Below are 26,558 nucleotides of genomic sequence, written 5' to 3'. Positions count from 1 at the left end.
TATCAGTTGTCCGATTTCGCAGACTATGCGTGAGCGCTTGGGTCCTGTCGACCGTGAGACGCAATACCAGACGCATAGTTACAGATTGAACGACGGGAACGGAGAGAGTCCTGCCATGATGAACAAATCGATTTTCCGGACAACATTGTTGATTGCGGCTTCAGCCGTCGTGCTCGCGGCCTGCGGAGGCTCCGGAGACGTGGATGAGAATTCCGTTGTCCTGCACCGCGGCAATAGTGCCGAACCCCTGACACTTGACCCTCACAAGGCCAGTGGAACATGGGAAAACAATGTTATCGGCGACATGTTCATCGGACTTTTCACGGATGATGCCAACGCTGCTCCCATCCCCGGAATGGCGGAAAGCTGGACCGTCAGTGAAGATGGCCTGACGTGGACGTTTGTCCTGCGCGAAGCGGTATGGTCGGACGGAGTGCCCGTGACTGCAGGCGATTTTGAATATGCGTTCCAGCGAATTCTGAACCCGGCAACGCTCGCCCAGTATTCCTCGCTGCTTTATCCCATCGAGAATGCCGAGGCTGTCAATTCCGGCGAAATGCCGCTGGATGCGGTTGGTGTTGAAGCGCTGGATGACCGGACGCTTGAAATTCGCCTTGAAAACCCGGCACCGTACCTTCCGGGTCTGCTGACCCACTACACGACCTTCCCGGTTCCGCGGCATGTCGTTGAACAGTATGGTGACCAGTGGATCCAGCCGGAACATATTGCGGTCAACGGCCCTTATGAGCTGGTGCAATGGTCGACGAACAATTTCGTCCACGTCCAGCGTAACCCGTTATTCTATGACAATGAAAATGTCTGCATTGATGAGGTCTTCTATTATCCGACGGTCGATGCCACGGCGGGCGTGCGCCGTGTCCAGAATGGCGAGCTTCATCTGAACAACGAATTTCCGGGGCAGCATATCGACCGCTTGCGTCGCGAGATGCCGGAATATGTGCGTGTTCACCCCTATATGGGCACAGTCTACTTCTCGATGAATAATGATTACGGGCCGTTCAGCGATGCACGTGTCCGCAATGCGCTCGGCATGGCGGTCAATCGTGAATTTCTGGCCGAGGAAATCTACCGCGATGGCCGTTCTGCAGCCTATTCGCTGGTTCCGCCGGACGTTGCCAATTATGCGGGCGGCGTTCAGGCTGAATGGGCAGACTGGCCCATGGAACAACGCCGGGAACGCGCGCGTGAACTCCTGATGGAAGCCGGGTATGGTCCGGATAATCCGCTCGAGTTTGAATATTCACACCGGTCGACGGGCGACAATCCGCGGATTGCGCCGGTCGTTCAGCAGGATTGGGACAGCATTGCCGACTGGGTGGATGTGTCGATTGTCCAGATCGAGACCCAGATTCACTATGAAAACCTTCGCTCGGCCGACTATGAGGTCGGTGATGGTGGCTGGATCGCGGACTATAACGATCCGTATAACTTCCTTTTCCTGGCTGAAGAGCGGTCCATCCCGATGAATTATTCGCGCTACAGGAACGCGGAATATGATGATCTGTTGACGCGCGCCAATCAGGAACTGGATATGGAAATCCGGGCCAGCATGATGGCCGAAGCCGAGCAGATGATGATTGACGACATGCCGATCATTCCGGTTGTTTTCTACGTCAATCGGGCCGTTGTGAGCCCGGAAGTGACAGGCTGGGAAGACAATATCGTTCACATTCACCGCACACGCTTCATGTGCCTTCAGGACGAAGAATAGTCTTGCCGCGAATTTCCGGTTCACTGATGTGACCGGAATTGGACTTTGCACCCCTTTCCCTTCGGCGTAGGTTGCGCCGCAGGGGGAGGGGTTTTTCATGTCAGATCCGATTACCGATGCGATTATTGCCGATTCGCTGGTGGCCGAATCCGGCAATGCCCGGCGCGGACAGCGGGCCGGGCGGTTTAACGCCGGTGCTCCGGGCATCTGTTCGAATTGCGGGACGCCACTCAAGGGACCGGTTTGCCATAGCTGCGGTCAGGACAGTGATATCCTGCAACGGCCATTCTGGAATCATGTGCTGGAGATACTCGACGGACAATTCGGGATTGATGGAAAGCTGTGGCGAACCCTTCCGGCACTGATGTTCCGCCCCGGCCACATCACGCGCCAGTATCTCAGCGGCGTCCGGGCCCGCTATGTCCAGCCGTTCAGATTTTATATTTTCGCCAGTTTTGTTTTCCTGTTTCTGTTTTGGGGCGGGGCTGGCGGGATTGGTGATTTCTTTCGGAGCGAACCCGTCGACCTTGATCCTGCCGCGCTCGACCGGCTGGAGTCAGAACTCGCGGATCTGGCCGGTGACGCACCCGAGGAGGCCGCGCAGGTCCAGCGGGTTCTGGATGAACTTCGGCAGGGACAGGCGGCATCCGGCCCGGATCCAATGGTTGACGCAGAGGCTACTGACAGCGCTGACGGCGGCGCCTTGTCGATTGGTGATATGCTGTCCGGGCCTGTTTTGCGCGACGAGATGAGGACCGGTGTCCGGCAAGCTCTGTTGCCCGAGCAAACAGCGGACCCGGAAACGCAAGGCGAGTTAGCGCCAACGCCTGACGAAGCCGGAGTGAATGTCGATTTCAGTGGCTTGACCTGGCTGCCCTATACTGTTCGCGAGCGCCTTGTGCATCAGATCGAGATCATCATCGATGATCCGTCGAGATGGTTCGAAGCGATGCGCGCCTCGGTGTCGTGGCTGCTGATCCTGCTACTGCCCGTTTATGCGCTTGTGATCGCGATCGGGCAGGTCTGGCGCAGAGGGTTTTACTATTACGATCATCTGATCGTCTCCCTGCACTTTCACTCCTTCCTGTTCGTCCTGTTGGCCATCCTCATGTTACTGTCGCCGGTGATTGGTGGCTGGGGTGTCCCGATCTTTCTGGTGTGGAGCAATTTCTATCTCTACAAGCTCCACAGGGTCGTCTACGAGCACGGTCGCTTCATGTCCTTCGTCCGTACGGTCACGCTGGATTTTACCTACATGATCATCCTGATCTTCGCCTTCGTCCTGCTGATGCTGGTCGGGCTGCTGGCGGCCTGATCTATTGCGGCTGGACTGCGCGGGTGCGCAGTTCATTGCCTACACCAGCGGACTGGCGGGCCTCGATCAGTGCCTGGACTTCCGGCGAATTCATCAAGGCATTCAGCTGTGCCAGCGATTGAGCGCCCTCGGCGGAGACGCCGAATAGCTCCTGGAAGGCTTCGAACGGTGTGCGCTCCCGCGGAAAGCGCTGCAAATTGATCGTCTGACCGTCCTCGATGTCTGCCAGACGGCGGGCCGCAGCGACGGCTTCCATGAAACCGCCGATTTCGTCGATCAGACCGTTTTCAAGCGCCTGTTCGCCGGTCCATACCCGGCCACGGGCGATCTCGCGGACGGTCGCGATCTCAATCTCGCGCCCATCGGCGACGCGCTGTGTGAAGTCGTCATAGATATCGGCGAGCTGGCCTTCGACAGCGGCGCGCTGTTCGTCCGTCCAGGGCGAATTGGCAGAGTTGGCGGACGCGTATTCACCGCCCACGGTAACTTCCTCGAAGTTGACGCCGATCAGTCCGAAGGTGTCACCCAGGCTGATCTTGCCGCCATAGACGCCGATCGAGCCGGTAATAGTGGTGGCATTGGCAACGATATGGTCGGCGGGTGCCGCGATATAGTATCCGCCGGACGCCGCCGCGCCGCCCATCGACACGACAACGGGAATGCCGCGATCCTGTGCCCGCTGTATGGCGTCCCAGATCTGATCGGACGCAACGGACGATCCGCCAGGCGAATCGATTCGCAAGAGAATGGCGCGAATGCCGGGGGCGGATGCGGCATTTGAAATGGCTTCCGCCATGGAATCGCCGCCGATGACCGGATCGCCGCCGAAGGGAGAGGCTATGCCCGGCCCGGTGACGATCGCGCCCTGACCTTCAATCAGGGCAATGCGCGGCCCGCCTTCGTTGAGGGTGCCGCTCAGGCGATAGGCGGCCATGGTCGTGAAGCTGGCATTCCCGCCAGAGCGCTCCAGAGCGGCCTGGCGCGCTGCCGCGACATGACCGAGCTGGTCGACAAGGCCGGCTTCGGCAGCCGCTTCAGCGGAATGTGGCGAGGCTTCGATCAGGGACCGGAAGGCCTCGATATCCAGATTGCGGCCGCTGGCGGCATTGGCCAGCGAGACGTCATAGATGGAGCCGAAATAGGAGAGGGTGGATTCCAGATGCTCGGGTGTGAAACCGGACTCCGTATAGGTGTTCGGTGCATTCTTGTATTCGAGAAACTGGATAAACTCGGCATCAATCTCGAAGCGTTCCAGCGCGTCGCCATAAAACGGTACTTCTCCGGCGAGGCCGGATGTCGAGAAGCTGGCCGTGTCCTGCAGCCAGATTTCATCGGCGCTGGAGATGGCGAGATAATTGGTGATCGACGTCCCGACAAATCCCTGAGAGTGGACAATGACCGGACGGCCACTGGCGCGGAAGTCCGCAATAGCACGGTTGATTTCTTCGGCCTGCGCCGGTGCCATGCCGAATTCGTTGGCGCGGATGAACAGGCCGGCGACGCGGCTATCGCGCTCTGCCCGGTCCAGAAGCCGGACGATGTCGACGGTAGAGGTTGTCTCGGCAAAAGCGAAAGGTGAGCGCGAGGGCTGGTCCAGGCGACTTTCGCGCAGATCGACTTCCAGTACGAGACGTCCGCCCGGCAATCCGGTCTGCTCCTCGGCACTCGGGCTCATTGCAACGATCAGGCCGACCAGACCGAAGAAAAGAATGAAGAGCGTCAGGATTGAACCGACGATGGTGCCGATCACGGCGATGAAAAACTGTTTCATGAGACTGTCCCGAATTGCGCACGCTGTTCCCTAGCATGCGCATATTGTGCCGAAAGGCGCGGGGGAAAGTCATATCCGTCATCCCGCCCGGGATAATCCCTCGCGGATGTGCCTTGTTTACAACGAAAAGAGGTAGAGTGGTCGGAGTAGCAAGATTCGAACTTGCGACCCCCGCCTCCCGAAGACGGTGCTCTACCAGGCTGAGCTATACTCCGACCGGAGCGCGGGCTTATAGACAATGCTGATGCCGGATTCAATCACTACAGCATCACCCCGTTGCATCATCTGCAGTGAGCGGCTATCTACCGCCTCCGCCGCGACATGCGGTCGGCCTGCTGGGGCGTAGCTTAGTTGGTAAAGCAGCGGTTTTTGGTACCGAAGAGCGGAGGTTCGAGTCCTCCCGCCCCAGCCATATTCTCCCGAACTTGATTCTCCTGCCTTTCAAGGCTCCGGAAGACTGCGAATAAAATCTTTTTGCAGCTGTTCGGGCTACACGTTTTCGTGAAACCGCCCGCGCCGTTACTTGAAACGCGCATCACCATTGTGTTTTTCGTGTGTTGCGGCAACCGGTTGGCAAAAATTCACCCTGCGCGGGAAGTTTTACCATAAAACTGCCATTGTCACGGTATTCAATAGGAGTCTGTCTATTGATTGACGCGCGTCACTTGGTTAGCGTCGAGATTAAGAAGGCGTAATTCGCCGAACGAGACGGGAGGTCTACTCCCGCAGAGCGAGGGGAAGGGTTCTTTTACCGGGGTGCTTCCCGACTTCTATTTCGAATCTGCAGGTTCGGGCCGGCGCTTTGCGGCCGTCCGGCCTCAGAACAAGCAGGGGCTTATTCGGCGCGCGGCGCCGGACTAGCATAAACAGTCAGTCAGGCGTGGCGGAGAAAAGCCGCGCTGTTCAACGTGAGGCGAGACATGGCGAACTTGAATAAATGGCTTCGCACTTCAGTCGCAGCAGCGGTATTTTCCGTTGGCGTGGCCGGTATTGCGGACGCCCAATTGCAAACGGCGCTTTCCACAGGCGCTCAATCGACACAGGACGGAGCTTCGACGCAGTCGCAAATCGACTCGATCGACGATGACCGTACCAATGCCGAGCTGGAATACCGGGCTCTGCTGCAGCAGATTGAAAGCCAGCGGCTCTATGTCGCGCAGCAGGAAGTCTTCATCCAGTCACAGCAAAACGAGCTGGACTCGCTTCGCCTGCAAATCGACAGCGTTGGCAATATTCAGCGCGACCTGATCCCGATGCTCCGCGAAATGGTGGATAATCTCCGCCAGTTTGTTGAGCTGGATCTGCCGTTCCAGCAAGGGGACCGCATGGCCGAGGTCGATGAACTTTACGACCTGATCGACGATCCGGAAATTTCTGCGGCTGAAAAATACCGCGTCATCCTGAACCGTTACGAGATCGAAAACTCCTATGGCCGCCGTCTCCGGACCTATGAGGAAGTGACCTCGATTGATGGCGCTGACGTGACACAGGAAATCCTGCAAATCGGTCGTGTTGCGCTGATCCGCGACACTGAAGGTTCGCTCGAAATGCTCTATCCGGGCGCTTCGGACTGGGTCGCTGTGCCAAGCGGTTTCAATAATGACGTTCAACGGGCTTTCCGGATCGCACGCGAAGTGACGACGCCGGAAGTCTTCACCGTGCCGCTTCCCGGCTCGGAAGATCAATAATTCGGCCCTGACGGAGAATTTGTGATGAAATTCAATCTCAAAACACTTGCCGCAGCGGTCGCATTCGGTGCCGCTCTTGCCGGTGGTGCTGTTGCCCAGCAGCAGCCTGTATCCAGCATCAGTCAATTGCTTGACCGCGTTCGTTCGGACGTGCGTGAGGCCTCTGCTGAAAACCAGCAGCGTCTGTCTGAATTCCGCGCTGCGCGGAACCAGCAAACATCGCTGCTCGCCGGTGCCCGCCAGGAATTGGCGGCCCTTGAAGCCCAGGCAGATCGCCTTGAAGCCCAGTTTGAAACCAACTCGCAACAGGTCGATGTGCTCGCTGAAGAGCTACGCCTCGCCCAGGGTGAGTTTGGTGAGTTGTTCGGTGTGGCCCGACAGACCGCTGGCGAAGTCGGCTCGCTGATCGAAGGTTCGCTGACAAGCTCCCAGCATTCGGGCCGTGCGGCTCCGCTGCTGGAATTGTCGCAAAGCCGCGTGCTGCCGACCCGCACGGAGCTGGACACGATCTGGCGTTCGAGCATCGAAGAAATGGTCTATCAGGCCGAGATTGCCTCTTTCTCTGCGAACGTGGCAGATCTCGATTGCTCGGGGCCGGTTGTGACCCGCGTGGGTGTCTTCATCTCCTTTGCTACATGTGGCGGATCAGTGAGCGTGACCCAGTGGGCGCGTCCTGAAAATGCTGCGAATACGACGGCTTATGGTCTTTCGGCTCTGGGCTCCCAACCGCCGGCCAACATCCTGAGTGCGGCGATGGGCCTCTACAATGCCGAGCGCGGCGAAATCGTTTCGGGTCCGATTGACCCGTCGCGTGGCACGCTGCTTCTCGTTTACCGGGATATTCCTGATCTCGGCGAGCGGATCAATCAGGGCGGCATGGTTGGCCGTATCATTCTCGGCCTTCTGTTCGTGTCTGTGGCCTTTGGTCTGTTCCGCCTCCTGATGCTCGTACTCGAGTCGATGGCGGTTGCCGGTCAGAAGCGTCGTTCGACGCCAGGCAAGGGCAATTCGCTCGGCCGCGTGATGCTGGCCTATGAAACGGTCAAGGATCACTCGGAAGAAGTCATCGAGATGAAGCTCGACGAGGCCATCCTCAAAGAGGTGCCGAAGCTCGAATTCGGTCTCAACTTCCTCAAACTGGCTGCCGGTATTGCTCCGCTGCTGGGTCTCCTCGGTACGGTGACCGGCATGATCAAGACCTTCACCCAGATCACGCTTTTCGGTACCGGCGACCCCAAGATCATGGCCGGCGGTATCTCGGAAGCCCTTGTCACCACGGTGCTCGGCCTTGTTTCTGCCATACCTCTGTTGTTCCTTCATAGCTTCGCAGCGAGCTTCTCTCGCGGCGTACAGCAAACGCTGGAAGAGCAGGCAGCAGGCATTGTCGCGCGTCACGCGGAAGAGCGTGCTGGCCGTTCAGCTTAGGGGAGGTCCGAAAAATGGATTTCCAAACAGCCCTTGGCGGACTGAACGAATTCCTTGATCGCGGCGGGCCTGTGCTCGTCGCCATCATGGCGGTCACGTTCATCATGTGGGCCTTTATTCTGGAACGCCTGGCCTACTTCTTCTTCGCCCAGGCGGGCGATGCGAAGCGGGCGATCCAGGAATGGTCTGCACGGTCCGACCACACTTCGTGGACAGCTCACGCCATCCGCGATCAGCTGATCTCTGAGGCACGCCAGAAGGCAGAACACAATGTCGAGCTCGTCAAAGCGCTCGTCGCGGTGGCTCCGCTCTTTGGTCTCCTGGGTACGGTGACGGGTATGGTTCAGGTGTTTGACGTGATGGCCGTGGCCGGATCGTCGGATGCACGGGCAATGTCTGCGGGTGTGTCCCGCGCGACAATCCCGACCATGGCCGGCATGGTGGCCGCGCTGTCCGGTCTGATTTTCTCTAATCAGATCGAGCGCCTCGCCAAGCACCGCACCAACGTGCTCGCCGACAAGCTGGAACTGGAGTAGCGACATGCGCAGACGTTCCAAAAAGGGAAATGATCAGGCCGAAGTGAACATGACGCCGATGCTCGACATCGTGTTCATCCTGCTGATCTTCTTCATCGTGACGGCGACCTTCCTTCAGGAAGAGGGGTTCGATATGACCCCGCCGCCGCCGAATGATGAGGCAGAGCCAACGGAACCCAATCCGGTGATCCTGGTGCAGATTGACGCCGAAAACCGCGTCTTTGTGAATCAGCGCGCCACCAGTGAAGACCGGGTTCTGGCCGCGGTTCAGCGGATCCGGGCCGAAGCGCCGCAAAGTGCGGTTCTGATCGAGCCGAATGATGAAGCGCTTCATGGCACGGTGTCGACGATCTGGGACGATATGCGGGTGAACCGTATTCCGGTGAACATCCAGCGTCCTACCGGTGACGATAACAACTAGTTCGGGGAGAATATCATGGCTCGACGTGGGAGCCGGGTACAGAAAGACGAGGAAGATGCAGAACTGAACATGACGCCCATGCTGGACGTCGTTTTCATTCTCCTGATTTTCTTCATCGTGACCGCTGTATTCGTGAAAGAACCGGGCGTGGATGTTATTCGCCCCGAGATCAATAATCTGGATCGGCAACGGCCGACCATTCTTGTGGCGGTGACGTCGACGGACGAGATCTGGATTAATCGCGATGTTTACGAGATCACTCAGGTGCGAGGCGTTCTCGAACAGCTTTTGTCCGAAAATCCTCGCGCAGAAGCGATGATCCAGGGGGATGAAGGTGCACCGATCGGAACCGTGCTCGACGTTCAGGAGATGCTTCTCCAGCTGGGCGTTGAAGTCACCATTTCCGGCGTGGAATAGGAGCGAATGATGGGTAGTATTGTCAGACTTGTCATTGGTGTCCCGATCGCGATTGCGGTGACGTTCGCACTGTTCATGCTGATGCGCATGCTGATCTTTGTGCCTCCGCAGGAGCAGGCAGACGTTCGCGATGATTATCGTTTCGATATTAATCCGACCGTTGAGGAAGTGAATGCGCGGGCACGCGATACGTCGATTGATGACGTTCAGCAGGTTGACCCGCCGCCCCCGCCGCCACAGGTGGAACGTCAGGCGTCCGATCTGCCGTCGGAAAGCCTGTCGACCATCGTGGGCAGCATTCCGGAGTTTGATGCGCCGGATCTCAATTCCGGCAATGTCAGCTTCAATATTTCCGACCGGAACGCACAGCCGCTGGTTCGTATTCCGCCGCAATACCCGCCACGTGCGGCCGAGCGCGGAATCGAGGGCTACTGCCTGATGCAGTTCAACGTGTCTCCGGATGGAACGCCGATTGATATCGTGGCTCTGGACTGTTCGAGCAGCATGTTCGAACGCTCATCCATCCGCGCGGTCGAGCGGTGGCGTTACAGCCCCCGGATCGTCAATGGCGTGGCCCAGACGCGGACCGGTGTCCAGACCCAACTTGATTATCAGTTGGACGAATAAATCGGGTGACCGGGCGTTTTTCGGTCACCACCAAAGGAACGCAGAGGAAGCGTGATGATTAATCGGATTTCCTTAATTGCCGTGGCGGCTGCCTTCACGTTCGTGATGGCGGCGCCCAGCGCTGATGCTCAGCGCCGAAACCGGAATCAGGACGAACAACAAGGCAGTGCAGAAGACCGCACGATGTCACCGCAAATCGGTGAACCCATTCTGGCGGCCCAGGAATGTCTGGATGCCGATAATCTGACCTGTGTTATCAACACGCTGACGCCGCTTCTGGGTCAGGGCGCGAACTCATACGAGCAGTTCGTCATCTACCGGATGCGGGGCGTGGCCTATTACAATCAGGACCGGCTTGATCTTGCGATCCGTGATTTTGAAGCCGCGATTGGCACAGGTGCCGCGACCCAGGACGAATCGACGTCCTTGCGGACCAATATCGGACAGCTCTACATCGTGACGGAACGCTATTCCGAAGGTATCAGCCAGCTTGAGCGGGCGATTGCCGAAGGCGCGAACCTGACGCCCAGCCTGACCATGCTGCTGGCGCAGGCCTATGCACAGGCGGACCGGTTCTCTGAAGGTCTGCGTTACGCCCAGATGCAATTCGACAATGCCAGCCCGCGCGAGCGGCGGAATTTCGATATGTTGCTGCTCTATTTCCAGCAGCTGGAACGGACCCAGGATCAATTGCGTCTGATTACGCAAATGGTCGAACGCTGGCCGGGTGAGCGCAATATCTGGACGTCGCTGGTGGCGCTGATGGCGCAGACCAACAATGAGTCCGGCGCGTTTGAAGCCAACAAGCTGATGTATCTCAACGGGATGCTGACAGACGAACGTGAGCTGGTTCGCCTCGCCCAGTATTACAGCTATTTCGAATATCCCTATCGCGGTGCCGTGATCCTGGAACGGGAAATGAATGCCGGCCGGGTTTCTCGGAGTAGCGATAATCTCGAAATCCTCGCCAATATGTGGCGTCAGGCCCGCGAATATGACCGTGCCATTCCGGTGCTCGAAGCCGTCGCCCAGCAAGGCGGTGGCGAGGACTATCTGCGGCTGGCGGAAGCCTATTATCAGGAAAACCGCCTGGCCGAGGCCGAATCCGCTTTTGAAACGGCGCTGGCGCGCGGTGGCTTGAACCGTACCGGCGATGCTCAGGCGCTGCTCGGGACCGTTCGCTATGAGCAGGGCAATCGTCAGAGCGCTTTGCAGGCCTTCCGTGGATGCACGCAGTATTCCGACAGCCGCCGGACGTGTAGCGGCTGGGTGACCTTCATTACCAATGAAATCAACGCTGAGCGGGAACGTGAAATTCTCCGTCGACGCGTTGAAGTCGAGGAATGCCGGATCACGATTGATGCCGAAATTGCCAACATGACGATTGTGGGCACGGAGGCTGACTTTGACGAAGAAGGACGCGTCATGGTGACGGTGCCGGAGCGCTGCGTACCGTTCTTCAACACTTATGGCGAGCAAATCGGTGGGCCGGGCTTTGAGCAGGCCGCGGCAGAAACCGAAAGCGAGACAGACGCCGGCTAACCGGTTGCTGTCGCCGCGAACAATAAACCCCGGTCTTCGGACCGGGGTTTTTCTTTGCCGAAATGGCCGTCTTGCGGGCGCAAACTCGCCGCAATCTTACAGGATTGTCATGTTGGGAGAGGGGGGCGCCTGGAAGGGGAGCGCCATATGCAGCGTATCTTGAGAACATCCATCAGTCTGCCATTTGCCGGACTTGTGACGGTATCACTGGCTTTTTTCATGTCCTATCTGATCTCGGTGGAGGGCGAACTCAGGCCGGAGACGCCGGACTTGCAGTTTGACCTGTTTCCGACGGTCGAGGTGATTGATGCAACGCCTCGACCTGATCTGGCGCCAGTCTTGCCGGTGGACCCGCCGCCACCGCCACCCGCGGTCGACATACAGACCTCGCAATTGCCGACGGAAGACTTCATCGTGATCGCGGGCACGATGCCTAGCCTCGAGGTCGACGGGATTGACCCCGGTTCAACCAACTTCAACATTTCCGACAGGGATGTGCAGCCACTCGTGCGGATCCCGCCGGCCTATCCCGTGCGCGAAGCCGATCGCGGCGTTGAAGGGGATTGCCTGTTGCAGTTCGATGTCACGACCCAGGGATCGCCTGTGAATATCCAGGTGCTGGAATGTGACTCATCCGGCTTTGCCCGGGAGTCGGTCCGGGCGGTGGAGCGCTGGCGTTACAACCCGCGCGTCCGCAATGGCGTGCCGGAAATGTATCGAGGCGTTCAGACCCGTCTGGAGTTCAATCTCGGCGACTAGCCGTCAGAAAGTGTGGACCGGGCGAGACCCGCCCGGTCCAATTTTCACGCCTATTCGCTCGGGTCGGCCTCCGTATCGGCGAGGCCAACCGTCATGAGGGCAAAGGCCCAGTTTTCGGCGGTCTCGCGAAGGCTGTCAAAGCGGCCTGACGCGCCGCCATGTCCGGCCCCCATATTGGTGCGCATCAGGGTGAGGCCGTCATCGGACCGCGTGGCCCGCAGACGTGCCGCCCACTTGGCCGGTTCCCAATAGGTGACGCGCGGATCGGTCAGACCTGCCGTGGCAAGAACGTGCGGATAATCAATGGCCGCGACATTGTCATACGGGCTGTATTCCGCGATCGTGTCATAGGCTTCTTCATCCTCGATCGGATTGCCCCATTCCGGCCATTCCGGCGGCGTCAGCGGCAATGTGGGGTCGGACATGGTGTTGATCACATCCACAAACGGCACCGCCGCGATCGCGCCGACAAACAGGTCCGGCTGCATATTGATCGCCGCGCCCACGAGCAAACCACCGGCAGACCCGCCATAAGCGACGATATTGCCGCGGGAGGTGAAGCCTTCGGCGGCGAGCGCTTCACCGGCCGAAACAAAGTCGCGGAAGGTATTCATCTTCAGGCCAAGCTTGCCATCCAGATACCATTCATACCCCCGCGCCTGACCGCCACGAATGTGGGCGATGGCATAGACCATGCCCCGATCAACGAGCGATAGCGGCGTAACACGGAAGGCGGCAGGAATGGTGATACCATAGCTGCCATAGCCATAGAGCATGAGCGGCGCGGACCCGTCGATGGGTGTATCGCGGTGATAGAGGACGGTCACCGGGATCATTTCGCCGTCATGGGCTGGTGCCATGATGCGGCGAACAACATAATCTTCCGGGTCATGGCCGGACGGGATTTCCTGGCGCTTGCGCAGGACACGTTCGCGCGTGGCCATGTTGTAATCGTAGGTTTCTTCCGGCGTGGACGGGCTTTCATAGCTGAACCGCATCTCGTCGGTCGCGAATTCATACCCGGCATCGACGCCCAGCGAATAGGCTTCTTCGGCAAAGTCGATATTGTGTTCCTCGCCGCTGGACAGGTTGCGTATGACAATCCGGGGCAGGGCGTTTTCCCGCTCGACCCGAACCATCCAGTCGCGGAAGCCCATCAAACCTGTGATCAGCGTACCGGGACGGTGTTCGACCACCGTCTGCCAGTTTTCCCGCTGCGGCGCATCCAGAGGCGCCCGCATGATCTGGAAATCCACTGCGCCATCGAGATTGGTGAGAATGAAGAAGCCGTCGCCGGTCTCGGTCAGCGAGTATTCGACATCGGTTTCCCGCGCCGACACTAGCATCGCGTCAGAGGCTGGACTGTTGGCATCAATCAGATGGACTTCACTGGTCGTGTGCCCCGAGGTCGCAATCGCGATATAGCTGTCGCCTTCGGTCCGGCCGACATTGACGAAGAAGCCGTCATCAGCCTCGTCAAAGATCATCACGCCCTCAGCTTCGCCGCGGCCCTGACGCCAGACCTGCTTGGAGCGGCCATTGGCGTCGCGCCAGACCCAGAACAGCGTCTCGGAGTCATTCGCCCAGGTGAAATTGCCTGTGCTCTCGTCGGTCAGGGTGGCGACATCCTCGCCGGTTTCAAGGTCACGAATGCGGATTTCATAATATTCCGACCCGCGGATATCGACGCCATAGGCCAGCCAGCGATGGTCCGGGCTGTGATCGACATTTCCGAAATCGAGATAATCAATACCTTCGGCGGCGGCATCGCCATCGAGAAGGATCTGCTCTTCGCCGGCCTCGCCGGTGGCGGGATCAATCGGGCGCCGGGCATAGATGGGATACTGGCCGCCCTGACGGAAGCGGGAATAGTATTCGAAATCGCCATCCCGGTCGGGCACGGACGAATCGTCTTCGAGAATGCGCCCGCGAATTTCCTGGAAGATGGTTTCCTGTAATTCGGCTGTTGGGGCCATCACCTCTTCGTAATAGGCGTTTTCGGCTTCCAGATGGGCGCGGATTTCCGGGTTCAGCACGGACGGGTCGCGCATCACTTCCTGCCAGTTATCGTCACGCAGCCAGGCATATTCGTCGGTACGTGTCCGGCCCAATTGCTCAATCGTGACAGGGCGTTGAGCCGCTGAAGGCGGCGTGATCGACTGTGCGCGGGCAATCAAATTCATATTCGAGGTCTCTGTGCTGATTTCGCCAGTGGCTTCGGTCTGGGTGGTGCGGGTATCTGCGGGCTCGCTACAAGCGGATAGCAGTGCAATGGCCGCCACACCGGTCAGAGCGCGGGCGTGAAAATTTTTCATTTGAACGACATCTCCGGTTTTTCCTGCTGCCAACACTATCGCGCGGTGCAGGGGCGCTGGCCATAATCGCAGGCAGTTCGGGTCAGTTTTTCCGGCGGACCGATAATATCGGCGTGAAGATCGAAATCAGGGCCAGCACAAGGGCGAGGCCGATCATCGGGATCAGGACTGATTGGCGGGGGCCGAAAGCGGCCACGACCATGCCCATCATCGCGGCGCCTGCCGGCATGCCGCCAAACAGGCCGAGCTGATAGACAGACATGATGCGGGCCAGCATTTCCCTGGGGGCGTTTTCCTGCACGACGGATCGGCTGAGCGATATGGCGACACCGGCGCCGAGCCCCCAGAAGAAGTCCAGCGCATAAAGGCCTTCCAGCGGCAGAGGCAAAGCCAGTCCGCCGAGGCTGATCACGGTGACGAGTTGTGCCAGCATGACAGCCCTGCCGGGGCGCTCGATGTGGCTCAACTTCGCCAGCAGGGCGTTGGCGATGAAGGCCCCGATCCAGAACACCACCAGAAGGCTGGAGAGCGTGCCGTATCCGGCCTGGTAGACGTCGCGTACCAGAACGGGGATGACGACGAAGAAGGCCCCGCCGACAACGAAAAAGCCGACGGCGACCATCACGGCTGTCATGGATCCGATAACGGGCGACTGGAAGACCGTCTTTATGCCTTCGACGAGGTCCTGCATGGCATGCGTCGTCGCGGTTCGCCGGGCTTTCAGGCGCGGCAGGCCAATCGTGGCGATCACGCCCAGAAGAAACCCGCCGGCCTGAAGGAATAACAAGGGCCCCGGACCGGTCCACCGGGCCAGGTAACCGACGCCCATACCGGTAATCTGACCCGCAAACTGGACCAGCGACGCAATCACGACAGCTTTCTGGAGGGTGATGGTTTTGCCCGAGCGATTGGCAATATTGACCACGGTGTTGATGGCCGAATCACGCGCCGGCAAAACAAAGGCACCGCAGGACCCGACGGCCAGTGCATAGATCACCAGCAGCCAATAGCTGAGGTAGCCATACACCAGCAATGCTCCGAGCACCGCCGCCAAGACTGCCGCCAGAGCATAGAACACCATCAGAATGCGGCGCCGGCCGCGGCGCTCGGCCAGCACGCCGGCGGCGGGAAGCAGGAGCAGCATCGGTGCCGTTAGCGCCATCTGCGCGAAGCCCAGTTGCTGGGGCGTGCTGTTGGTCAGGGTAAAATAGACAATGCCGGGAAAGAGCGTGGTCTGGAGGCCGAATCCGAAAAACCATCCGGCCACGATCACCAGATAGGCGGCGAATGGTGCCGGGCTTTTCCGCGTTTCCACTGATGTCATGCCGCCCCCCGGCGAAGACTTGAGGGTCAACTTGGCCAGCCGCTTGTCCAAGTGCAAGCTGTCAGCGCATCGCACACGCTTGTTTAACGGCTTGGAAGGCAGTTTCAGGCGAACAGGTGTTGTGATGAGCGATCCGGAACCCCTTACCCTGACCGAGACCGCCGCCGAAACCGGGCGGGCGCGGACCGCGATTGCGCGGCGTCTGGCCGATATCATCTGCCTGCCATCCAGCGTCATCAGCCCGCAGGAGCGCTGGATTGTCGGCGATCTGCTCTATGAAATCCTGCGCAACAGTGATGCCCGTATCCGTCGCAGATGCGCTCTGAGATTGTCGGAAATCAAGGATGCGCCAGCCAATATCGTCAAGCTTCTGGCGGCGGATGAGCTCGACATTGCGACCCCGCTTCTTCAGGCATCCGAGGCTGTTTCCGATTTCGACCTGATGGAAATCAGTCGGCTGGGAACGACCGGTCACCGCGTACTCATTGCCGAGCGGCTGTCGGTTTCGGAAACCGTTACGGCGGCACTGGCGTCCATGAGCGAGCCGGCGGTCATCACCGCGCTTCTCAAGAATCACGGGGCCAGGCTGGCACCGCCAACCGTCAATCATATTGTGGCTCTGGCTCAGGATGAGGCGGGCTATGTCGCGTCCCTGTTGAAGCGCCAGGAATTGCGGCCCCGCGCGGCGCTTCAGTTGTTCTGGCATTGTGATCACCCGAATCGAAAACTGGTGCTGCAAAGATTTGCGGTGGGCCGCTCGCTGATGATCGAGGCCAGTGAAGAGGTTTTCGCGATGGCGGCTGCCGAAGGCTGGGCGGATCCGCTGGTCAACCGGGCCCTGAAATTCGTGGATCGCCGTCAACGCAATCGCGAGGCGTCGGACGTCTCCGAGTATGGTTCGATGGAGGGGCTGATCAGCCAGATTCGCCTGCGCGGCGCGGAGCCGGAGCTGATCGGCGAGCTTGGTCTGATGGCCGGGATAAGCGATTCGCTGATCGGGCGGATTTGCGATGATCCCGGTGGCGAGCCGCTGGCGATTCTCTGCAAAGCAACGGGCGCCGATCGCGCATTCCTCGAGCAACTTTGCGAGGGGCTTGGCGGGTTCAGCGAGTCGGAAGGACTGAGACGGGCGACGGCCATCTATGATGCGCTGTCGGTTGAAAAAGCCCAGACGGTCCTGAGATATTGGGACTGGTCCAAAGCCGGTGACGGACGGCAGAAATAACCCCAATCATAATGGTGTGCAGTAATCCGAGTGAAATACTGGCCAAGCCGGATAGGCATGGTTAAAAGCCTGTCCATCGACGCATTCGTTATCGGCATTCGGGAGGGAGCATGATTTACGGCGTAAGCCTCAGTCTTGTGCTGGCATTACTCTGGTGGGTTTTGTCGGGCTATGACAAAATCACCCTGCTGGCTTTTGGTGCCGTCAGCGTGGTGATCACCATGGTGCTCGTTTTGCGCATGCGGATTATCGATCGGGAAACTGCGCCCTTCCTGCGTCTTCACACATTGATTCCCTATTACATCTGGCTGGGGAGCGAAATCGCCAAATCGAATCTGGCGGTCGTGAAAGCCTCCCTGAAGCCGGAAATCGATATCACGCCGCGCCTGGTGCGCGTGCCGGTGAAAGCCGAAACCGATCTCGCGCGCTGCGTGTTTGCCAACTCGATCACACTGACGCCGGGCACGGTGACGGTTGAGGTCGAGGAGGATGCCTTTCTGGTCCACGCGCTCGATTCCTCCTTCACTGTGCCGGAGGGTTTTGCCGAAATGAATTTGTATGCGGCGCGCGCCACCGATGGAGAGCCATCATGATGGAGTGGGCAAATCTCGGAGCTGCGCTGGCGATGGCGCTGGCCATGGCGATCATGCTGGCACGCTTGTTTGCGGGGCCGACATTGTATGACCGGGTTCTGGCGGCCAATTCCTTTGGTACGAAAACCGTTTTGTTATTGCTGATTTTCAGCCTGCTTGTCGGACGCGCTGACGGTGTGGATATTGCGCTGCTTTACGCATTGATCAATTTTGTTGCGACCATCGCCATTCTCAAATTCTTCCGCTACCGCTCGCTGGAAATTGCCCTTGCGCAAATGTCTCTCCGCCGGGCGATTGACGGAGATGATGACTGATGGAAACGCTTCTTCTGATTCGCGATGTGGTCAGCATCGCCCTCATGGCGATTGGTGTCATTTTCGTGCTGGCCGGTGCCATTGGTGTGGTGCGTTTGCCGGATTTCTATACGCGCATGCATGCGGCCGGTGTGACCGATACGCTGGGCGCGGAAATGATCGTGCTGGCGTTGATGTTGCAGGCCGGGTTTACGCTACTGTCAGCCAAATTGCTGCTCGTGGGCTTCATCCTGTTCATGACCAGCCCGACGGCAACCCATGCTGTGGCCAATGCCGCACACCGTGCCGGTCTGCATCCGCTGTTATCGCGCCATCAACCGCCTCATCCGCGTGATGCCGATACGGGAGACAATTCATGAACGAGTTTGATTGGACCCAGTTGCTCGACTACGCGCTTATGGGCATGTTGCTCGCCGTCGGCATTGCCATTGTGCGCTTGAGAAACCTGTTCGCTGCAGTGATGCTGATGGGTGTATACAGCCTGCTTTCGGCGGCCTGGTTTGTCGCTCTGGATGCGGTCGACGTGGCCTTCACAGAGGCCGCGGTCGGGGCCGGCATTTCAACCGTTCTGATGCTGGCCGCAATGTTGCTGACCGCGCGTGAGGCAGAGCCCGTCAAAGCCATACGGCACTGGGCGGCGCTGATTGTGGTCTCCGTTGCCGGAGCGGCGCTGTTTTACGCGGTCGGGGACATGCCGGTCTATGGCGATCCGAATTCGCCCGCCAATTCCTATGTCGGCATGGATTACATTACGTCGACGCCCAACGAGATCGCCATACCCAATGTGGTGACGGCCGTCCTCGCCAGCTATCGCGGATTTGATACATTTGGCGAAACAGTTGTGATCTTTGCGGCCGGTCTGGGCGTCATGCTGCTGCTCGGCCTGAACCCGCGCAAGAAGACGGGAGATGAGAAATGAGCCCGCATCTGGTCCTTCGCGTTGTTTCAAAGCTGTTGATTCCGTTGATTATTATCTTCGGCCTTTACGTGCACTTTCATGGTGATTACAGCCCCGGCGGCGGTTTTCAGGCCGGTGTCATTGTTGCCTCTGCCGTCATTCTCTACGCGCTCATTTTTGGCGTGGATCATGCCAAGCGGGCCGTGCCGACCTGGTTTGTCAAATTCCTCGCCGCCTTCGGTGTCCTGCTGTTCGGAGGGACCGGCGTTGCGACACTGATTCTGGGTGCGAATTTCCTCGATTACGATGTATTGCATCCGGATCTGGCGCATCATTCGGGCCAGCATATCGGCATCATCCTGGTCGAACTGGGCGTTCTCTCGACGGTATTCGCCGTCATCATGGCGATCTTCTACGCTTTTGCGGGCCGGGCTCCCGATATTCCGGAGGGAGAGTGGTAATGATCGAAATTCTCGCGGAACGATTCAATTTCATGATTGTCATCATTCTGATGATGACCGGGCTTTATGCTGTTGTTGCTACAGGTAATCTCGTCAAGCGCCTGGTGGGTCTGTCCCTGTTCCAGACATCGGTCTTTTTGCTCTACATCACCATAGGCAAGGTTTTTGGCGGGCAACCCCCCATCCTGCCCGAATACGGCGCAGGCTACGGCGAAGAGGGCGGATACGGCGAGGGTGGCACCGCGATGACAGATCATGGTGGCGCAGCGGCAAACTCCGCTGCAGATGCCATGGGCGCAGCGGTTCAACATCCTGACCCGGCATATGCCAGCGCCGAGGCGATCTATTCCAATCCGCTCCCGCATGTGCTGATCCTGACCGCGATTGTGGTCGGTGTTGCGACGCTGGCCGTCGGTCTCGCGCTCGTGGTGCGGATCCGCGAAACCTATGGCACGATTGAAGATGAAGCCATCAACCGTGCGGATTATGCCGTTGATAGTGCAGGGAGAAACACCTGATGGAGTTTCTGGCTTCGCTTTTGCCTGCGTCCTTGTCGACGCATGCACCGGCCATTGTTGTGGTCGCGCCTCTCTTGATGGCCGCATTTGCTGCGGTGATGCCCAATGGACGTCTGGGCTGGGCGGTGACACTGATTGCGGTCATTTTTTCGGCGCTGATGGCCCTGTCGATCATCAGCGATGTTCAGACCGGCGGTGTCATCTCATACGCCATGGGGGGCTGGGCGCCGCCTGCGGGGATTGAATTCCGGATTGACGGGCTGAATGCCGTCCTGCTTCTGGTCATCGCGGTGCTGGGCTTGCTGAGCGTGATCTATGCGCTGCCCAGCGTGGCCGATGAGATCGCAGAAGACCGGCAAGCGCTGTTCTATTCAGCCTTTCTTGTCTGCTTTGCCGGCCTTATCGGCGTGGCCATTACGGGCGACGCCTTCAACATGTTCGTCTTCCTCGAGATATCCTCGATCTCGACCTATGTGCTGGTGGGCATGGGAGCGGACAAGGATCGCCGCGCGCTCACTGCCGCCTACAACTATCTTATTCTGGGGACGATAGGCGCGACCTTCTTCGTGATCGGTGTCGGCTTTCTCTACATGGCGACGGGTACGCTGAATATGGGCGATATGGCGTCGCGCCTGCCCGATATTTCAGATAGCCGGGTGGTGCAGGCGGCCTTTGCCTTCATCATTGTCGGACTGGGCCTCAAGGCGGCGATGTTCCCGCTACATCTCTGGCTGCCGAACGCCTACGCATACGCGCCCAATTTTGTGACCTCCTTCCTTGCGTCGACCGCGACGAAAGTGGCGTTCTATACGCTTGTCCGCTTCATGTTTGATGTGTTCTGGCCGGAAGCCCCTTTTGTCGAAGTCAGCTTCCTGTGGGTGTTCGCCATTCTCGGCATTGTCGGGATGATCGTCGCGTCGGTTCAGGCTGTCTTCCAGGATGATGCCCGGCGCCTTCTGGCTTTTTCCTCGGTGGGCCAGGTCGGCTATATGATGCTGGGCCTCGGCATGGGTACGGTGGCCGGCGTTTCTGCGAGCATGCTGCATCTGGTCAATCACGCTATGATGAAGGGCGCTTTGTTCATGGCGCTCGGTGCTTTCGCAATTCGGTTCGGGATCCGCCGGATATCCGATCTGAACGGTTTTGCACAATCGATGCCTTTCACATCCGTTGCATTTACCATCGGCGGCTTGAGTCTTGTCGGCGTGCCGATGACGGTCGGCTTCTGGTCGAAATGGTATCTCGGCGTTGCGGCGCTGGAAAACGGCTGGTGGTGGGCGGTGGCCGCACTGATCCTCTCCTCGCTGATCGCGCTCGCCTATGTGGCGCGGATGCTGGCTGCCATCTGGGTGGCCGAGCCGCATCATGACCGGACGGGTGCCATCGCGCATGCGCGCGCTCCATGGTTGATGTTGGCGCCTATGTGGGTTTTGGCGATCGCCAATATCTGGTTCTTCTTCCAGCCGGACTTCCTGATTTCCATGGCGAATGCCGCCGCTGAAGCTGCATTTGCGGGAGCGACACGATGATCTGGTCTCCTGAAATCGCGATGATTGCGGCGCTGGTAATTCCGCTGGTCGGCGGTGTTTTTGTGGGACTTCTGGGCAAGTACCCCAATCTGCGTGAAGGCGCGACGCTGACAGCGGCCGTGCTGCTGGCACTGAACGTGGCCTATCTGGTTTCCGTCACCGGGCAACGTCCCGAGCTGATCTTTGAAATCGGATCGACCGGCCTGTCTTTCGGGTTGAAGCTGGAACCTCTGGGCGCGCTTTTTGCCGCGGTGGCGAGCGGGCTGTGGATTGTCAATTCGCTCTATTCCATCGGCTATATGCGCGGGAACAAGGAGACGCATCAGACCCGCTTCTTCGTCTTCTTCACCATTGCCATTGCCTGCGCCATGGGCGTCGCGCTGTCCTCCAACCTGCTCACAATGTTCCTCTTTTACGAGGCATTGACGCTGTCGACCTATCCACTGGTCGCGCACAAGGGTGATGACAAGGCGCGCAAGGGCGCGGCGATCTATCTGGCCATACTGCTGGGCACTTCCATCGGTCTGCTGCTGCCGGCGATCATCGCGACGCAATTCATTGCGGGTTCGACGGACTTTACCGTTGGCGGTCTCCTCAATGGCGAAGCCTCGCCGCTGGTTGCCAGCGTGCTGCTTGTGCTCTTTGCCTTCGGTATCGGTAAAGCGGCGCTGATGCCGGTTCACCCCTGGCTGCCGAATGCGATGGTGGCCCCGACGCCGGTGTCGGCCTTGCTGCACGCCGTCGCCGTTGTGAAAGCGGGCGTGTTCGCCATTCTGAAGGTCAGCACCTACATTTTCGGGCCGGAGTTGATTCAGGCCGCTCCGGCGTCCAACTGGCTGGCGTGGATTGCCGCGATATCGATCGTTCTGGCGTCTATTATTGCGATGTCGAGCAATAATCTGAAACGCCGCCTGGCTTTCTCCACCGTCAGCCAGCTCTCTTATGTCACGCTGGGGGCGATGATTGCCTCGCCGCTGGCATTGCTGGGCGCGGCCTTGCAGATTGTCATGCACGCTTGGGGCAAGATCACGCTCTTCATGTGCGCCGGTGCGATCTATACCGCCAGCAAGAAAACCGAGATCTCCGATATGCGGGGTCTTGGCCGATTGATGCCCTGGACATTCGGTGCCTTTGCCGTTGGCGCTTTTGCGATCATCGGACTGCCGCCCTTTGGCGGTATGTGGCCGAAACTCTTCCTGATGATGGGCGCGGCCACGACCGGCCAGCTGGCGCTGATCGGGGCATTGATCCTGTCGTCCATTCTGAATGTCGCCTATCTTTTGCCGATCCCGGGCCGTGGCTTTTTTGATCCGGCACCCAAGGAGGGATTGAAGCAGAGCGGACCGCTGCTGGTGGTGTTGCCGCCGGTGATCACAGCGGCGGGCGTCACCGTCCTTTTCTTCCTCATCGGACCTTTGACTGACTTCCTTGCCCCCGTCTTCGGGGTGGAGCTTTAAGCATGAGCGATAAAACAACGCCTCCGGACTCTTCCGAAAATCTGGATGATATTCATCCGGCTGCCCGTCCGTTCCTGTGGCTGGATCATCCGCTGACCAAGGCGATCCCGCTCTATCTTTTCGGTGCGTTGGCGGCGCTGATGCTGTTTCTGGAATTTCTCTATCCGTTTCATGCCGTGTCGAAATATGACGATGTCTTCGGCTTCTACGAGATTGAAGGGTTTTTCGGGTTCTGTCTCGCTGTGCTGATGGGCTGGCCGCTGCGCCGTCTGTTGGGCCGTCCGGAAGATTATTACGAGCAGGAGGGTGATCATGACTGATCTGATTACCGCCGGATTGTCACCGGCCATTCCTGTCATTCTTGCCGGTTTGCTGGCGGCGTTATCGCCATCCTATACGCTGCGCAAAATGCTGATGATTGCCGCGCCGCTTGCGGCGGCGGCTGTCTGGTTCATGACACCGGAAGTGGGCATTTTCGGTGCGATGGATCTGGCCGGTTTCGGTTTTGAAACCTATCGCTTCGACCCGCTTTCACGGGTCTGGGGCCTTGTTTTCATTCTCGCGATTTTCCTGAACTCGATCTATGCGCTTCATGACCGCGACAAGCTCGCCGACTCGTCCACGCTGATCTATTCCGGCGCAGGCCTCGGCGCGGTGTTTGCCGGGGATATGCTGACGCTGTTCTTCTTCTGGGAACTGACCGCGATTTCGTCCGTCTTCCTGATCTGGGCGAGCCGTAATCCGGAAGCCTTCCGCGCCGGCCTGCGCTATCTGGCCATCCATGTCCTGTCCGGTGTTCTGCTGCTGGCAGGCGCCGTGCTCTACGCCAACCATTCCGGCAGCTGGCAGTTCAATGCGATCGATGTGAATGCGCCGGGCGGTCTGCTGATCCTTCTGGCCTTTGGTATCAAGGCGGCCTTTCCGCTCATGCACAACTGGCTGCAGGATGCCTATCCGAAAGCCACGGCCACCGGGGCGGTCGTGTTGTCTGCCTTCACCACAAAGCTGGCCATCTATGCATTGGCGCGCGGATTTGCCGGACTGGATATTCTGGTCTGGGTCGGCGCGGTGATGGTCGCCTTCCCGGTCTTCTATGCGGTGATCGAGAATGATCTGCGCAAGGTGTTGGCCTATTCGCTGAACAACCAGCTGGGCTTCATGGTCGCGGGTATTGGTGTCGGCACCGAGCTTGGCCTGAATGGTGCGGCGGCTCATGCTTTCGTCCACATCATCTACAAGGCCTTGCTGTTCATGAGCATGGGCGCCGTTTTGATGCGGGTCGGCCATACAAAGGCGTCGGAGCTGGGCGGTCTCTACAAATCCATGCCGTTTACGGCCTTCTTCTGTCTGATCGGGGCGGGGGCGATCTCGGCCTTCCCGCTCTTCTCCGGATTTGTGGCCAAAGCCCTGACTCTGTCTGCCGTTGCGTATGGCGGGTATGAGATTCCGTTTGTGATCCTCGTCTTTGCCTCGGCCGGCGTGCTCGAACACTCGGGGATCAAGATCCCGTATTTTGCCTTCTTCAGTCACGATCGGGGGCACAGGGTCAAGGAAGCCCCGTGGAACATGCTCCTGGCGATGGGGATTGCGTCCTTCCTGTGTATTTATCTGGGGGTCAATTATGGCGTGCTTTACAGCCTGCTGCCCTATCCGGTCGAATACGCGCCCTATACGTTTGATCACATTGTTGGCCAGATGCAGCTCCTGATTGCCGCGCTATTTGCCTTTTCATTGCTGGTCAAACTCAAATGGTATCCGGAAGAGGTCCGGTCCATCAATCTGGACACGGACTGGTTCTATCGCCGTCTTGGTGATGGCGCGGTCAAGTGGATCGCGGCAATGAGCGGGCGTTTGACGGCGTCGATAACCAATCGCCTGAATGCGGCGGGCCGCAATGTTGCGGACAAGCTGTTCAATCTGTTCAGCCCGGCCGGAGCCCTCAGCCGTGATGTGCCGAGCGGGATTATGGCGATCTGGACGAGCGTATTGCTCGGCCTTGTCATGGTGATCGCCTACCTCGCCGGTTAGCCTTTTATGCAACACCCACCCTTACACACCCATAAGGTGTGTAAGGGTATTCTACATTCCCGATAGGAATGTTATCCTCGCATTTCCGAAACGCTCTTATGATGACCTCAAGAGAGAAGAACGGATGGACAAATGTGTGGACAGCAATTTACCGAACGGGATCTGGCGCGTGCGCGGCTGGCGCGTGAAACCGTAGCCTTTGCCTTCAATGTTCCGGCCGAAGAGATAGCCGCGCCCACGCGCCGGTCTTCGGACGTCGCCTTTGCGCGGCAGGTCGCCATGTATCTTTCCCACGTGGCCTTCGAGCTGAATCTGGCGCGTGTCGGACAGGCATTCGGCCGCGACCGCTCAACGGCCTCCTATGCCTGCCAGATCGTCGAAGACCGCCGCGACGATCCGGATTTTGACGCCTGGCTGGATGGTCTTGAGGAATGTCTTCGAACGGCACCGGAACCCAAAGCCGTCGGCGCGGCCCTTCGATGACACTGGTTCCACGATGGCTAAGGCGGCTTGCTACGCCCGGCGCGCGGCTGAAGCCTGTATCCGGGGAGACGCAAGGATATGCCGTTTACCCGCAGGGCGGTCAGAGGCGACGGCCGCTTGCCCGCATTGACCGGCACACTTTTTTGCGGGCACGGGGCGATGGGCTGATTACCGAAGTCGAACCGGATGAATACGTGCTGGCGGTCGCCGTTGCGACACTCGCCGAACGATCCTCCGGCGATTTCCGGTCAATCCATGCGCAGCCGGTCGAGCAAAACTTCATCGACGATGCCGGTCAGATCACGCGGCGGACGGTGAATCTCGCGTATTCCCCATTGGCGAGATGGCTGAAGCCGGATCCCCGCACCGGTTCTGCCTGGCTCAGTCCGGAAGAATTCGACGCCGGTGAGCGCTTGCGCGCGGATTACACGCGCTCGGTTCTGGTCGATCGTGTGACGTCTGACTGGGAGGGCTATAAAGCCCCGGTGCGCACCGGGCGATCACGTACCCGGGAGGACGCGCCGACCTCTGCGATGGATGCCAAGGATCGCGTTCTTGATGCGCTTGACGCTGTCGGGCCGGGCCTTAACTCCATGCTCAGCGCTGTGTGTCTGACGGAAACCGGCCTGGAAGCCGCCGAGCGGGCCGCGAACTGGCCGAGGCGCTCGGGCAAGGCGATACTCAAGCTCGCCCTGCAACGCCTGGCGATTCACTACGGTATGCTTCGGATGTCAGACCTCAGTCCGCCGCGTCCGCTTCCGAGCGGATGCGCGCAATCATCGCGTTGAGACCATTGGAGCGCTGAGGCGACAAATGATCGGCCAGACCTATGCGCGTGAGTACGTCCCGCGGGTCAATTGCCGCAATGTCGCTTCTCGAGCGCCCCGAATAGAGCCGGACCAGCAAGGCGGCCAATCCCTTGACGATGTGCGCATCGGAATCGGCACGAAACCGGAAGCGGTCGCCTTCGGGTGGATCGATGACGAGCCAGACGCGGCTGGTGCAGCCCTTGACCCGGCGTTCATCGGTCTTGTCAGCCTCGGGCAGGGGCGGCATGGCCTGACCGAGATCGATCAGATAGCGGTAACGATCTTCCCAATCGCCGAGAAATTCGAATTCCTCGATCAGGTCATCAATGTCAGATTTGGTATCAGGGCTCATGCCCGGCGAATATAACGCT

The 26,558-nt window shown here is 58.9% G+C and carries 27 protein-coding genes and 2 tRNA genes; 24 read left to right on the top strand and 5 right to left on the bottom strand.

Features of this window, described 5'->3' with window-relative positions:
* The first annotated feature begins 115 nt into the window (after nt 1–115).
* Both HXX25_RS07575 and HXX25_RS07570 read left to right on the top strand, forming a co-directional pair.
* The gene (locus tag HXX25_RS07575) at nt 116–1,732 is read left to right on the top strand and encodes a peptide ABC transporter substrate-binding protein (protein WP_187165337.1); all 1,617 of its coding nucleotides are present in this window, start codon (nt 116–118) and stop codon (nt 1,730–1,732) included.
* A gap of 97 nt (nt 1,733–1,829) precedes the next feature.
* Nucleotides 1,830–3,047, top strand: coding sequence for a DUF3667 domain-containing protein (locus HXX25_RS07570; protein ID WP_187165336.1), 1,218 nt, complete (start codon nt 1,830–1,832; stop codon nt 3,045–3,047).
* 1 nt (nt 3,048) lies between these two features.
* Here the strand turns inward: HXX25_RS07570 and sppA are convergent, their stop codons facing one another.
* Together sppA and HXX25_RS07560 are read right to left on the bottom strand one after the other, a co-directional pair.
* Nucleotides 3,049–4,818 (bottom strand): signal peptide peptidase SppA, encoded by a 1,770-nt coding sequence (gene sppA, locus HXX25_RS07565; protein WP_187165335.1) that lies wholly within the window; start codon nt 4,816–4,818, stop codon nt 3,049–3,051.
* Between the two features lie 138 nt (nt 4,819–4,956).
* Nucleotides 4,957–5,033, bottom strand: a tRNA-Pro gene (locus HXX25_RS07560).
* A 121-nt stretch (nt 5,034–5,154) separates the two neighbouring features.
* Between HXX25_RS07560 and HXX25_RS07555 the strand changes: the two genes are divergently transcribed.
* The 9 genes from HXX25_RS07555 (at nt 5,155) to HXX25_RS07515 (ending at nt 12,233) form a co-directional block, all read left to right on the top strand.
* Nucleotides 5,155–5,230, top strand: a tRNA-Gln gene (locus HXX25_RS07555).
* A gap of 508 nt (nt 5,231–5,738) precedes the next feature.
* Nucleotides 5,739–6,506 carry a DUF3450 domain-containing protein gene (locus HXX25_RS07550; RefSeq protein WP_187165334.1) on the top strand — a complete coding sequence of 256 codons (768 nt, stop codon included), beginning with the start codon at nt 5,739–5,741 and terminating at the stop codon, nt 6,504–6,506.
* A gap of 24 nt (nt 6,507–6,530) precedes the next feature.
* The gene (locus HXX25_RS07545) at nt 6,531–7,931 is read left to right on the top strand and encodes a MotA/TolQ/ExbB proton channel family protein (RefSeq protein WP_187165333.1); all 1,401 of its coding nucleotides are present in this window, start codon (nt 6,531–6,533) and stop codon (nt 7,929–7,931) included.
* A gap of 14 nt (nt 7,932–7,945) precedes the next feature.
* Nucleotides 7,946–8,467 (top strand): MotA/TolQ/ExbB proton channel family protein, encoded by a 522-nt coding sequence (locus HXX25_RS07540; RefSeq protein WP_187165332.1) that lies wholly within the window; start codon nt 7,946–7,948, stop codon nt 8,465–8,467.
* Between the two features lie 4 nt (nt 8,468–8,471).
* Nucleotides 8,472–8,888, top strand: a complete 417-nt coding sequence (locus HXX25_RS07535) for a biopolymer transporter ExbD (RefSeq protein WP_187165331.1) — start codon at nt 8,472–8,474, stop codon at nt 8,886–8,888.
* Nucleotides 8,889–8,903: 15 nt separating this feature from the next.
* Entirely contained in the window at nt 8,904–9,305 is a 402-nt protein-coding gene (locus HXX25_RS07530; RefSeq protein ID WP_187165330.1) for a biopolymer transporter ExbD, read from the top strand.
* Between the two features lie 6 nt (nt 9,306–9,311).
* Nucleotides 9,312–9,932 (top strand): energy transducer TonB, encoded by a 621-nt coding sequence (locus HXX25_RS07525; RefSeq protein ID WP_233346589.1) that lies wholly within the window; start codon nt 9,312–9,314, stop codon nt 9,930–9,932.
* Between the two features lie 54 nt (nt 9,933–9,986).
* Nucleotides 9,987–11,474 (top strand): tetratricopeptide repeat protein, encoded by a 1,488-nt coding sequence (locus HXX25_RS07520; RefSeq protein WP_187165329.1) that lies wholly within the window; start codon nt 9,987–9,989, stop codon nt 11,472–11,474.
* A 147-nt stretch (nt 11,475–11,621) separates the two neighbouring features.
* Nucleotides 11,622–12,233, top strand: coding sequence for an energy transducer TonB (locus tag HXX25_RS07515; RefSeq protein ID WP_187165328.1), 612 nt, complete (start codon nt 11,622–11,624; stop codon nt 12,231–12,233).
* A gap of 50 nt (nt 12,234–12,283) precedes the next feature.
* Here the strand turns inward: HXX25_RS07515 and HXX25_RS07510 are convergent, their stop codons facing one another.
* Both HXX25_RS07510 and HXX25_RS07505 read right to left on the bottom strand, forming a co-directional pair.
* Nucleotides 12,284–14,548 (bottom strand): S9 family peptidase, encoded by a 2,265-nt coding sequence (locus tag HXX25_RS07510; protein ID WP_187165327.1) that lies wholly within the window; start codon nt 14,546–14,548, stop codon nt 12,284–12,286.
* 82 nt (nt 14,549–14,630) lie between these two features.
* The gene (locus tag HXX25_RS07505) at nt 14,631–15,872 is read right to left on the bottom strand and encodes an MFS transporter (protein ID WP_187165326.1); all 1,242 of its coding nucleotides are present in this window, start codon (nt 15,870–15,872) and stop codon (nt 14,631–14,633) included.
* A gap of 124 nt (nt 15,873–15,996) precedes the next feature.
* Here HXX25_RS07505 and HXX25_RS07500 point away from each other — a divergent pair, with 124 nt between their 5' ends.
* The 13 genes from HXX25_RS07500 (at nt 15,997) to HXX25_RS07440 (ending at nt 26,166) form a co-directional block, all read left to right on the top strand.
* Entirely contained in the window at nt 15,997–17,097 is a 1,101-nt protein-coding gene (locus HXX25_RS07500) for a DUF2336 domain-containing protein (RefSeq protein WP_187165325.1), read from the top strand.
* A gap of 110 nt (nt 17,098–17,207) precedes the next feature.
* A complete protein-coding gene (locus tag HXX25_RS07495) occupies nt 17,208–17,690 on the top strand; it encodes a Na+/H+ antiporter subunit E (RefSeq protein WP_187165324.1) in 483 nt (160 codons plus the stop codon).
* Nucleotides 17,687–18,004, top strand: coding sequence for a monovalent cation/H+ antiporter complex subunit F (locus tag HXX25_RS07490; protein ID WP_187165323.1), 318 nt, complete (start codon nt 17,687–17,689; stop codon nt 18,002–18,004). The genes HXX25_RS07495 and HXX25_RS07490 overlap by 4 nt, the downstream gene beginning before the upstream one ends.
* Nucleotides 18,004–18,363: a monovalent cation/H(+) antiporter subunit G gene (gene mnhG, locus HXX25_RS07485; protein ID WP_187165322.1), complete on the top strand. Its 360-nt coding sequence runs from the start codon at nt 18,004–18,006 to the stop codon at nt 18,361–18,363. Before HXX25_RS07490 ends, mnhG begins: the two co-directional genes overlap by 1 nt.
* Nucleotides 18,360–18,923, top strand: coding sequence for a DUF4040 domain-containing protein (locus HXX25_RS07480; RefSeq protein ID WP_187165321.1), 564 nt, complete (start codon nt 18,360–18,362; stop codon nt 18,921–18,923). The genes mnhG and HXX25_RS07480 overlap by 4 nt, the downstream gene beginning before the upstream one ends.
* A complete protein-coding gene (locus HXX25_RS07475) occupies nt 18,920–19,363 on the top strand; it encodes a Na(+)/H(+) antiporter subunit B (RefSeq protein WP_187165320.1) in 444 nt (147 codons plus the stop codon). The genes HXX25_RS07480 and HXX25_RS07475 overlap by 4 nt, the downstream gene beginning before the upstream one ends.
* The gene (locus HXX25_RS07470) at nt 19,363–19,881 is read left to right on the top strand and encodes a cation:proton antiporter subunit C (RefSeq protein WP_187165319.1); all 519 of its coding nucleotides are present in this window, start codon (nt 19,363–19,365) and stop codon (nt 19,879–19,881) included. Before HXX25_RS07475 ends, HXX25_RS07470 begins: the two co-directional genes overlap by 1 nt.
* A complete protein-coding gene (locus HXX25_RS07465; protein WP_187165318.1) occupies nt 19,881–21,410 on the top strand; it encodes a monovalent cation/H+ antiporter subunit D family protein in 1,530 nt (509 codons plus the stop codon). Before HXX25_RS07470 ends, HXX25_RS07465 begins: the two co-directional genes overlap by 1 nt.
* Nucleotides 21,407–22,867 (top strand): proton-conducting transporter membrane subunit, encoded by a 1,461-nt coding sequence (locus HXX25_RS07460; RefSeq protein ID WP_187165317.1) that lies wholly within the window; start codon nt 21,407–21,409, stop codon nt 22,865–22,867. The genes HXX25_RS07465 and HXX25_RS07460 overlap by 4 nt, the downstream gene beginning before the upstream one ends.
* Nucleotides 22,868–22,869: 2 nt before the next feature.
* Complete coding sequence (locus tag HXX25_RS07455) at nt 22,870–23,187, top strand: hypothetical protein (RefSeq protein ID WP_187165316.1); 318 nt, start codon at nt 22,870–22,872, stop codon at nt 23,185–23,187.
* Nucleotides 23,180–24,895 (top strand): Na(+)/H(+) antiporter subunit D, encoded by a 1,716-nt coding sequence (locus HXX25_RS07450; protein ID WP_187165315.1) that lies wholly within the window; start codon nt 23,180–23,182, stop codon nt 24,893–24,895. Before HXX25_RS07455 ends, HXX25_RS07450 begins: the two co-directional genes overlap by 8 nt.
* Before the next feature lie 132 nt (nt 24,896–25,027).
* Complete coding sequence (locus HXX25_RS07445) at nt 25,028–25,378, top strand: helix-turn-helix domain-containing protein (protein ID WP_187165314.1); 351 nt, start codon at nt 25,028–25,030, stop codon at nt 25,376–25,378.
* Nucleotides 25,375–26,166, top strand: coding sequence for a DUF6456 domain-containing protein (locus tag HXX25_RS07440; protein WP_187165313.1), 792 nt, complete (start codon nt 25,375–25,377; stop codon nt 26,164–26,166). The genes HXX25_RS07445 and HXX25_RS07440 overlap by 4 nt, the downstream gene beginning before the upstream one ends.
* Here HXX25_RS07440 and HXX25_RS07435 read toward each other — a convergent pair.
* Nucleotides 26,117–26,539 (bottom strand): SufE family protein, encoded by a 423-nt coding sequence (locus HXX25_RS07435; protein ID WP_187165312.1) that lies wholly within the window; start codon nt 26,537–26,539, stop codon nt 26,117–26,119. The two genes, HXX25_RS07440 and HXX25_RS07435, sit on opposite strands and share 50 nt — an antisense overlap.
* Between the last annotated feature and the right edge of the window lie 19 nt (nt 26,540–26,558).

The sequence above is a fragment of the Hyphobacterium sp. CCMP332 genome, from assembly GCF_014323565.1.
Lineage (GTDB): Bacteria > Pseudomonadota > Alphaproteobacteria > Caulobacterales > Maricaulaceae > Hyphobacterium.
This window is presented reverse-complemented; position numbering and strand designations above follow the sequence as displayed.

Coding starts and splice junctions, on each gene's coding strand:
- HXX25_RS07575 (WP_187165337.1), top strand. CDS start 116: ATGATGAACAAATCGATTTTCCGGACAACATTGTTGATTGCGGCTTCA.
- HXX25_RS07570 (WP_187165336.1), top strand. CDS start 1,830: ATGTCAGATCCGATTACCGATGCGATTATTGCCGATTCGCTGGTGGCC.
- sppA (WP_187165335.1), bottom strand. CDS start 4,818: ATGAAACAGTTTTTCATCGCCGTGATCGGCACCATCGTCGGTTCAATC.
- HXX25_RS07550 (WP_187165334.1), top strand. CDS start 5,739: ATGGCGAACTTGAATAAATGGCTTCGCACTTCAGTCGCAGCAGCGGTA.
- HXX25_RS07545 (WP_187165333.1), top strand. CDS start 6,531: ATGAAATTCAATCTCAAAACACTTGCCGCAGCGGTCGCATTCGGTGCC.
- HXX25_RS07540 (WP_187165332.1), top strand. CDS start 7,946: ATGGATTTCCAAACAGCCCTTGGCGGACTGAACGAATTCCTTGATCGC.
- HXX25_RS07535 (WP_187165331.1), top strand. CDS start 8,472: ATGCGCAGACGTTCCAAAAAGGGAAATGATCAGGCCGAAGTGAACATG.
- HXX25_RS07530 (WP_187165330.1), top strand. CDS start 8,904: ATGGCTCGACGTGGGAGCCGGGTACAGAAAGACGAGGAAGATGCAGAA.
- HXX25_RS07525 (WP_233346589.1), top strand. CDS start 9,312: ATGATGGGTAGTATTGTCAGACTTGTCATTGGTGTCCCGATCGCGATT.
- HXX25_RS07520 (WP_187165329.1), top strand. CDS start 9,987: ATGATTAATCGGATTTCCTTAATTGCCGTGGCGGCTGCCTTCACGTTC.
- HXX25_RS07515 (WP_187165328.1), top strand. CDS start 11,622: ATGCAGCGTATCTTGAGAACATCCATCAGTCTGCCATTTGCCGGACTT.
- HXX25_RS07510 (WP_187165327.1), bottom strand. CDS start 14,548: ATGAAAAATTTTCACGCCCGCGCTCTGACCGGTGTGGCGGCCATTGCA.
- HXX25_RS07505 (WP_187165326.1), bottom strand. CDS start 15,872: ATGACATCAGTGGAAACGCGGAAAAGCCCGGCACCATTCGCCGCCTAT.
- HXX25_RS07500 (WP_187165325.1), top strand. CDS start 15,997: ATGAGCGATCCGGAACCCCTTACCCTGACCGAGACCGCCGCCGAAACC.
- HXX25_RS07495 (WP_187165324.1), top strand. CDS start 17,208: ATGATTTACGGCGTAAGCCTCAGTCTTGTGCTGGCATTACTCTGGTGG.
- HXX25_RS07490 (WP_187165323.1), top strand. CDS start 17,687: ATGATGGAGTGGGCAAATCTCGGAGCTGCGCTGGCGATGGCGCTGGCC.
- mnhG (WP_187165322.1), top strand. CDS start 18,004: ATGGAAACGCTTCTTCTGATTCGCGATGTGGTCAGCATCGCCCTCATG.
- HXX25_RS07480 (WP_187165321.1), top strand. CDS start 18,360: ATGAACGAGTTTGATTGGACCCAGTTGCTCGACTACGCGCTTATGGGC.
- HXX25_RS07475 (WP_187165320.1), top strand. CDS start 18,920: ATGAGCCCGCATCTGGTCCTTCGCGTTGTTTCAAAGCTGTTGATTCCG.
- HXX25_RS07470 (WP_187165319.1), top strand. CDS start 19,363: ATGATCGAAATTCTCGCGGAACGATTCAATTTCATGATTGTCATCATT.
- HXX25_RS07465 (WP_187165318.1), top strand. CDS start 19,881: ATGGAGTTTCTGGCTTCGCTTTTGCCTGCGTCCTTGTCGACGCATGCA.
- HXX25_RS07460 (WP_187165317.1), top strand. CDS start 21,407: ATGATCTGGTCTCCTGAAATCGCGATGATTGCGGCGCTGGTAATTCCG.
- HXX25_RS07455 (WP_187165316.1), top strand. CDS start 22,870: ATGAGCGATAAAACAACGCCTCCGGACTCTTCCGAAAATCTGGATGAT.
- HXX25_RS07450 (WP_187165315.1), top strand. CDS start 23,180: ATGACTGATCTGATTACCGCCGGATTGTCACCGGCCATTCCTGTCATT.
- HXX25_RS07445 (WP_187165314.1), top strand. CDS start 25,028: ATGTGTGGACAGCAATTTACCGAACGGGATCTGGCGCGTGCGCGGCTG.
- HXX25_RS07440 (WP_187165313.1), top strand. CDS start 25,375: ATGACACTGGTTCCACGATGGCTAAGGCGGCTTGCTACGCCCGGCGCG.
- HXX25_RS07435 (WP_187165312.1), bottom strand. CDS start 26,539: ATGAGCCCTGATACCAAATCTGACATTGATGACCTGATCGAGGAATTC.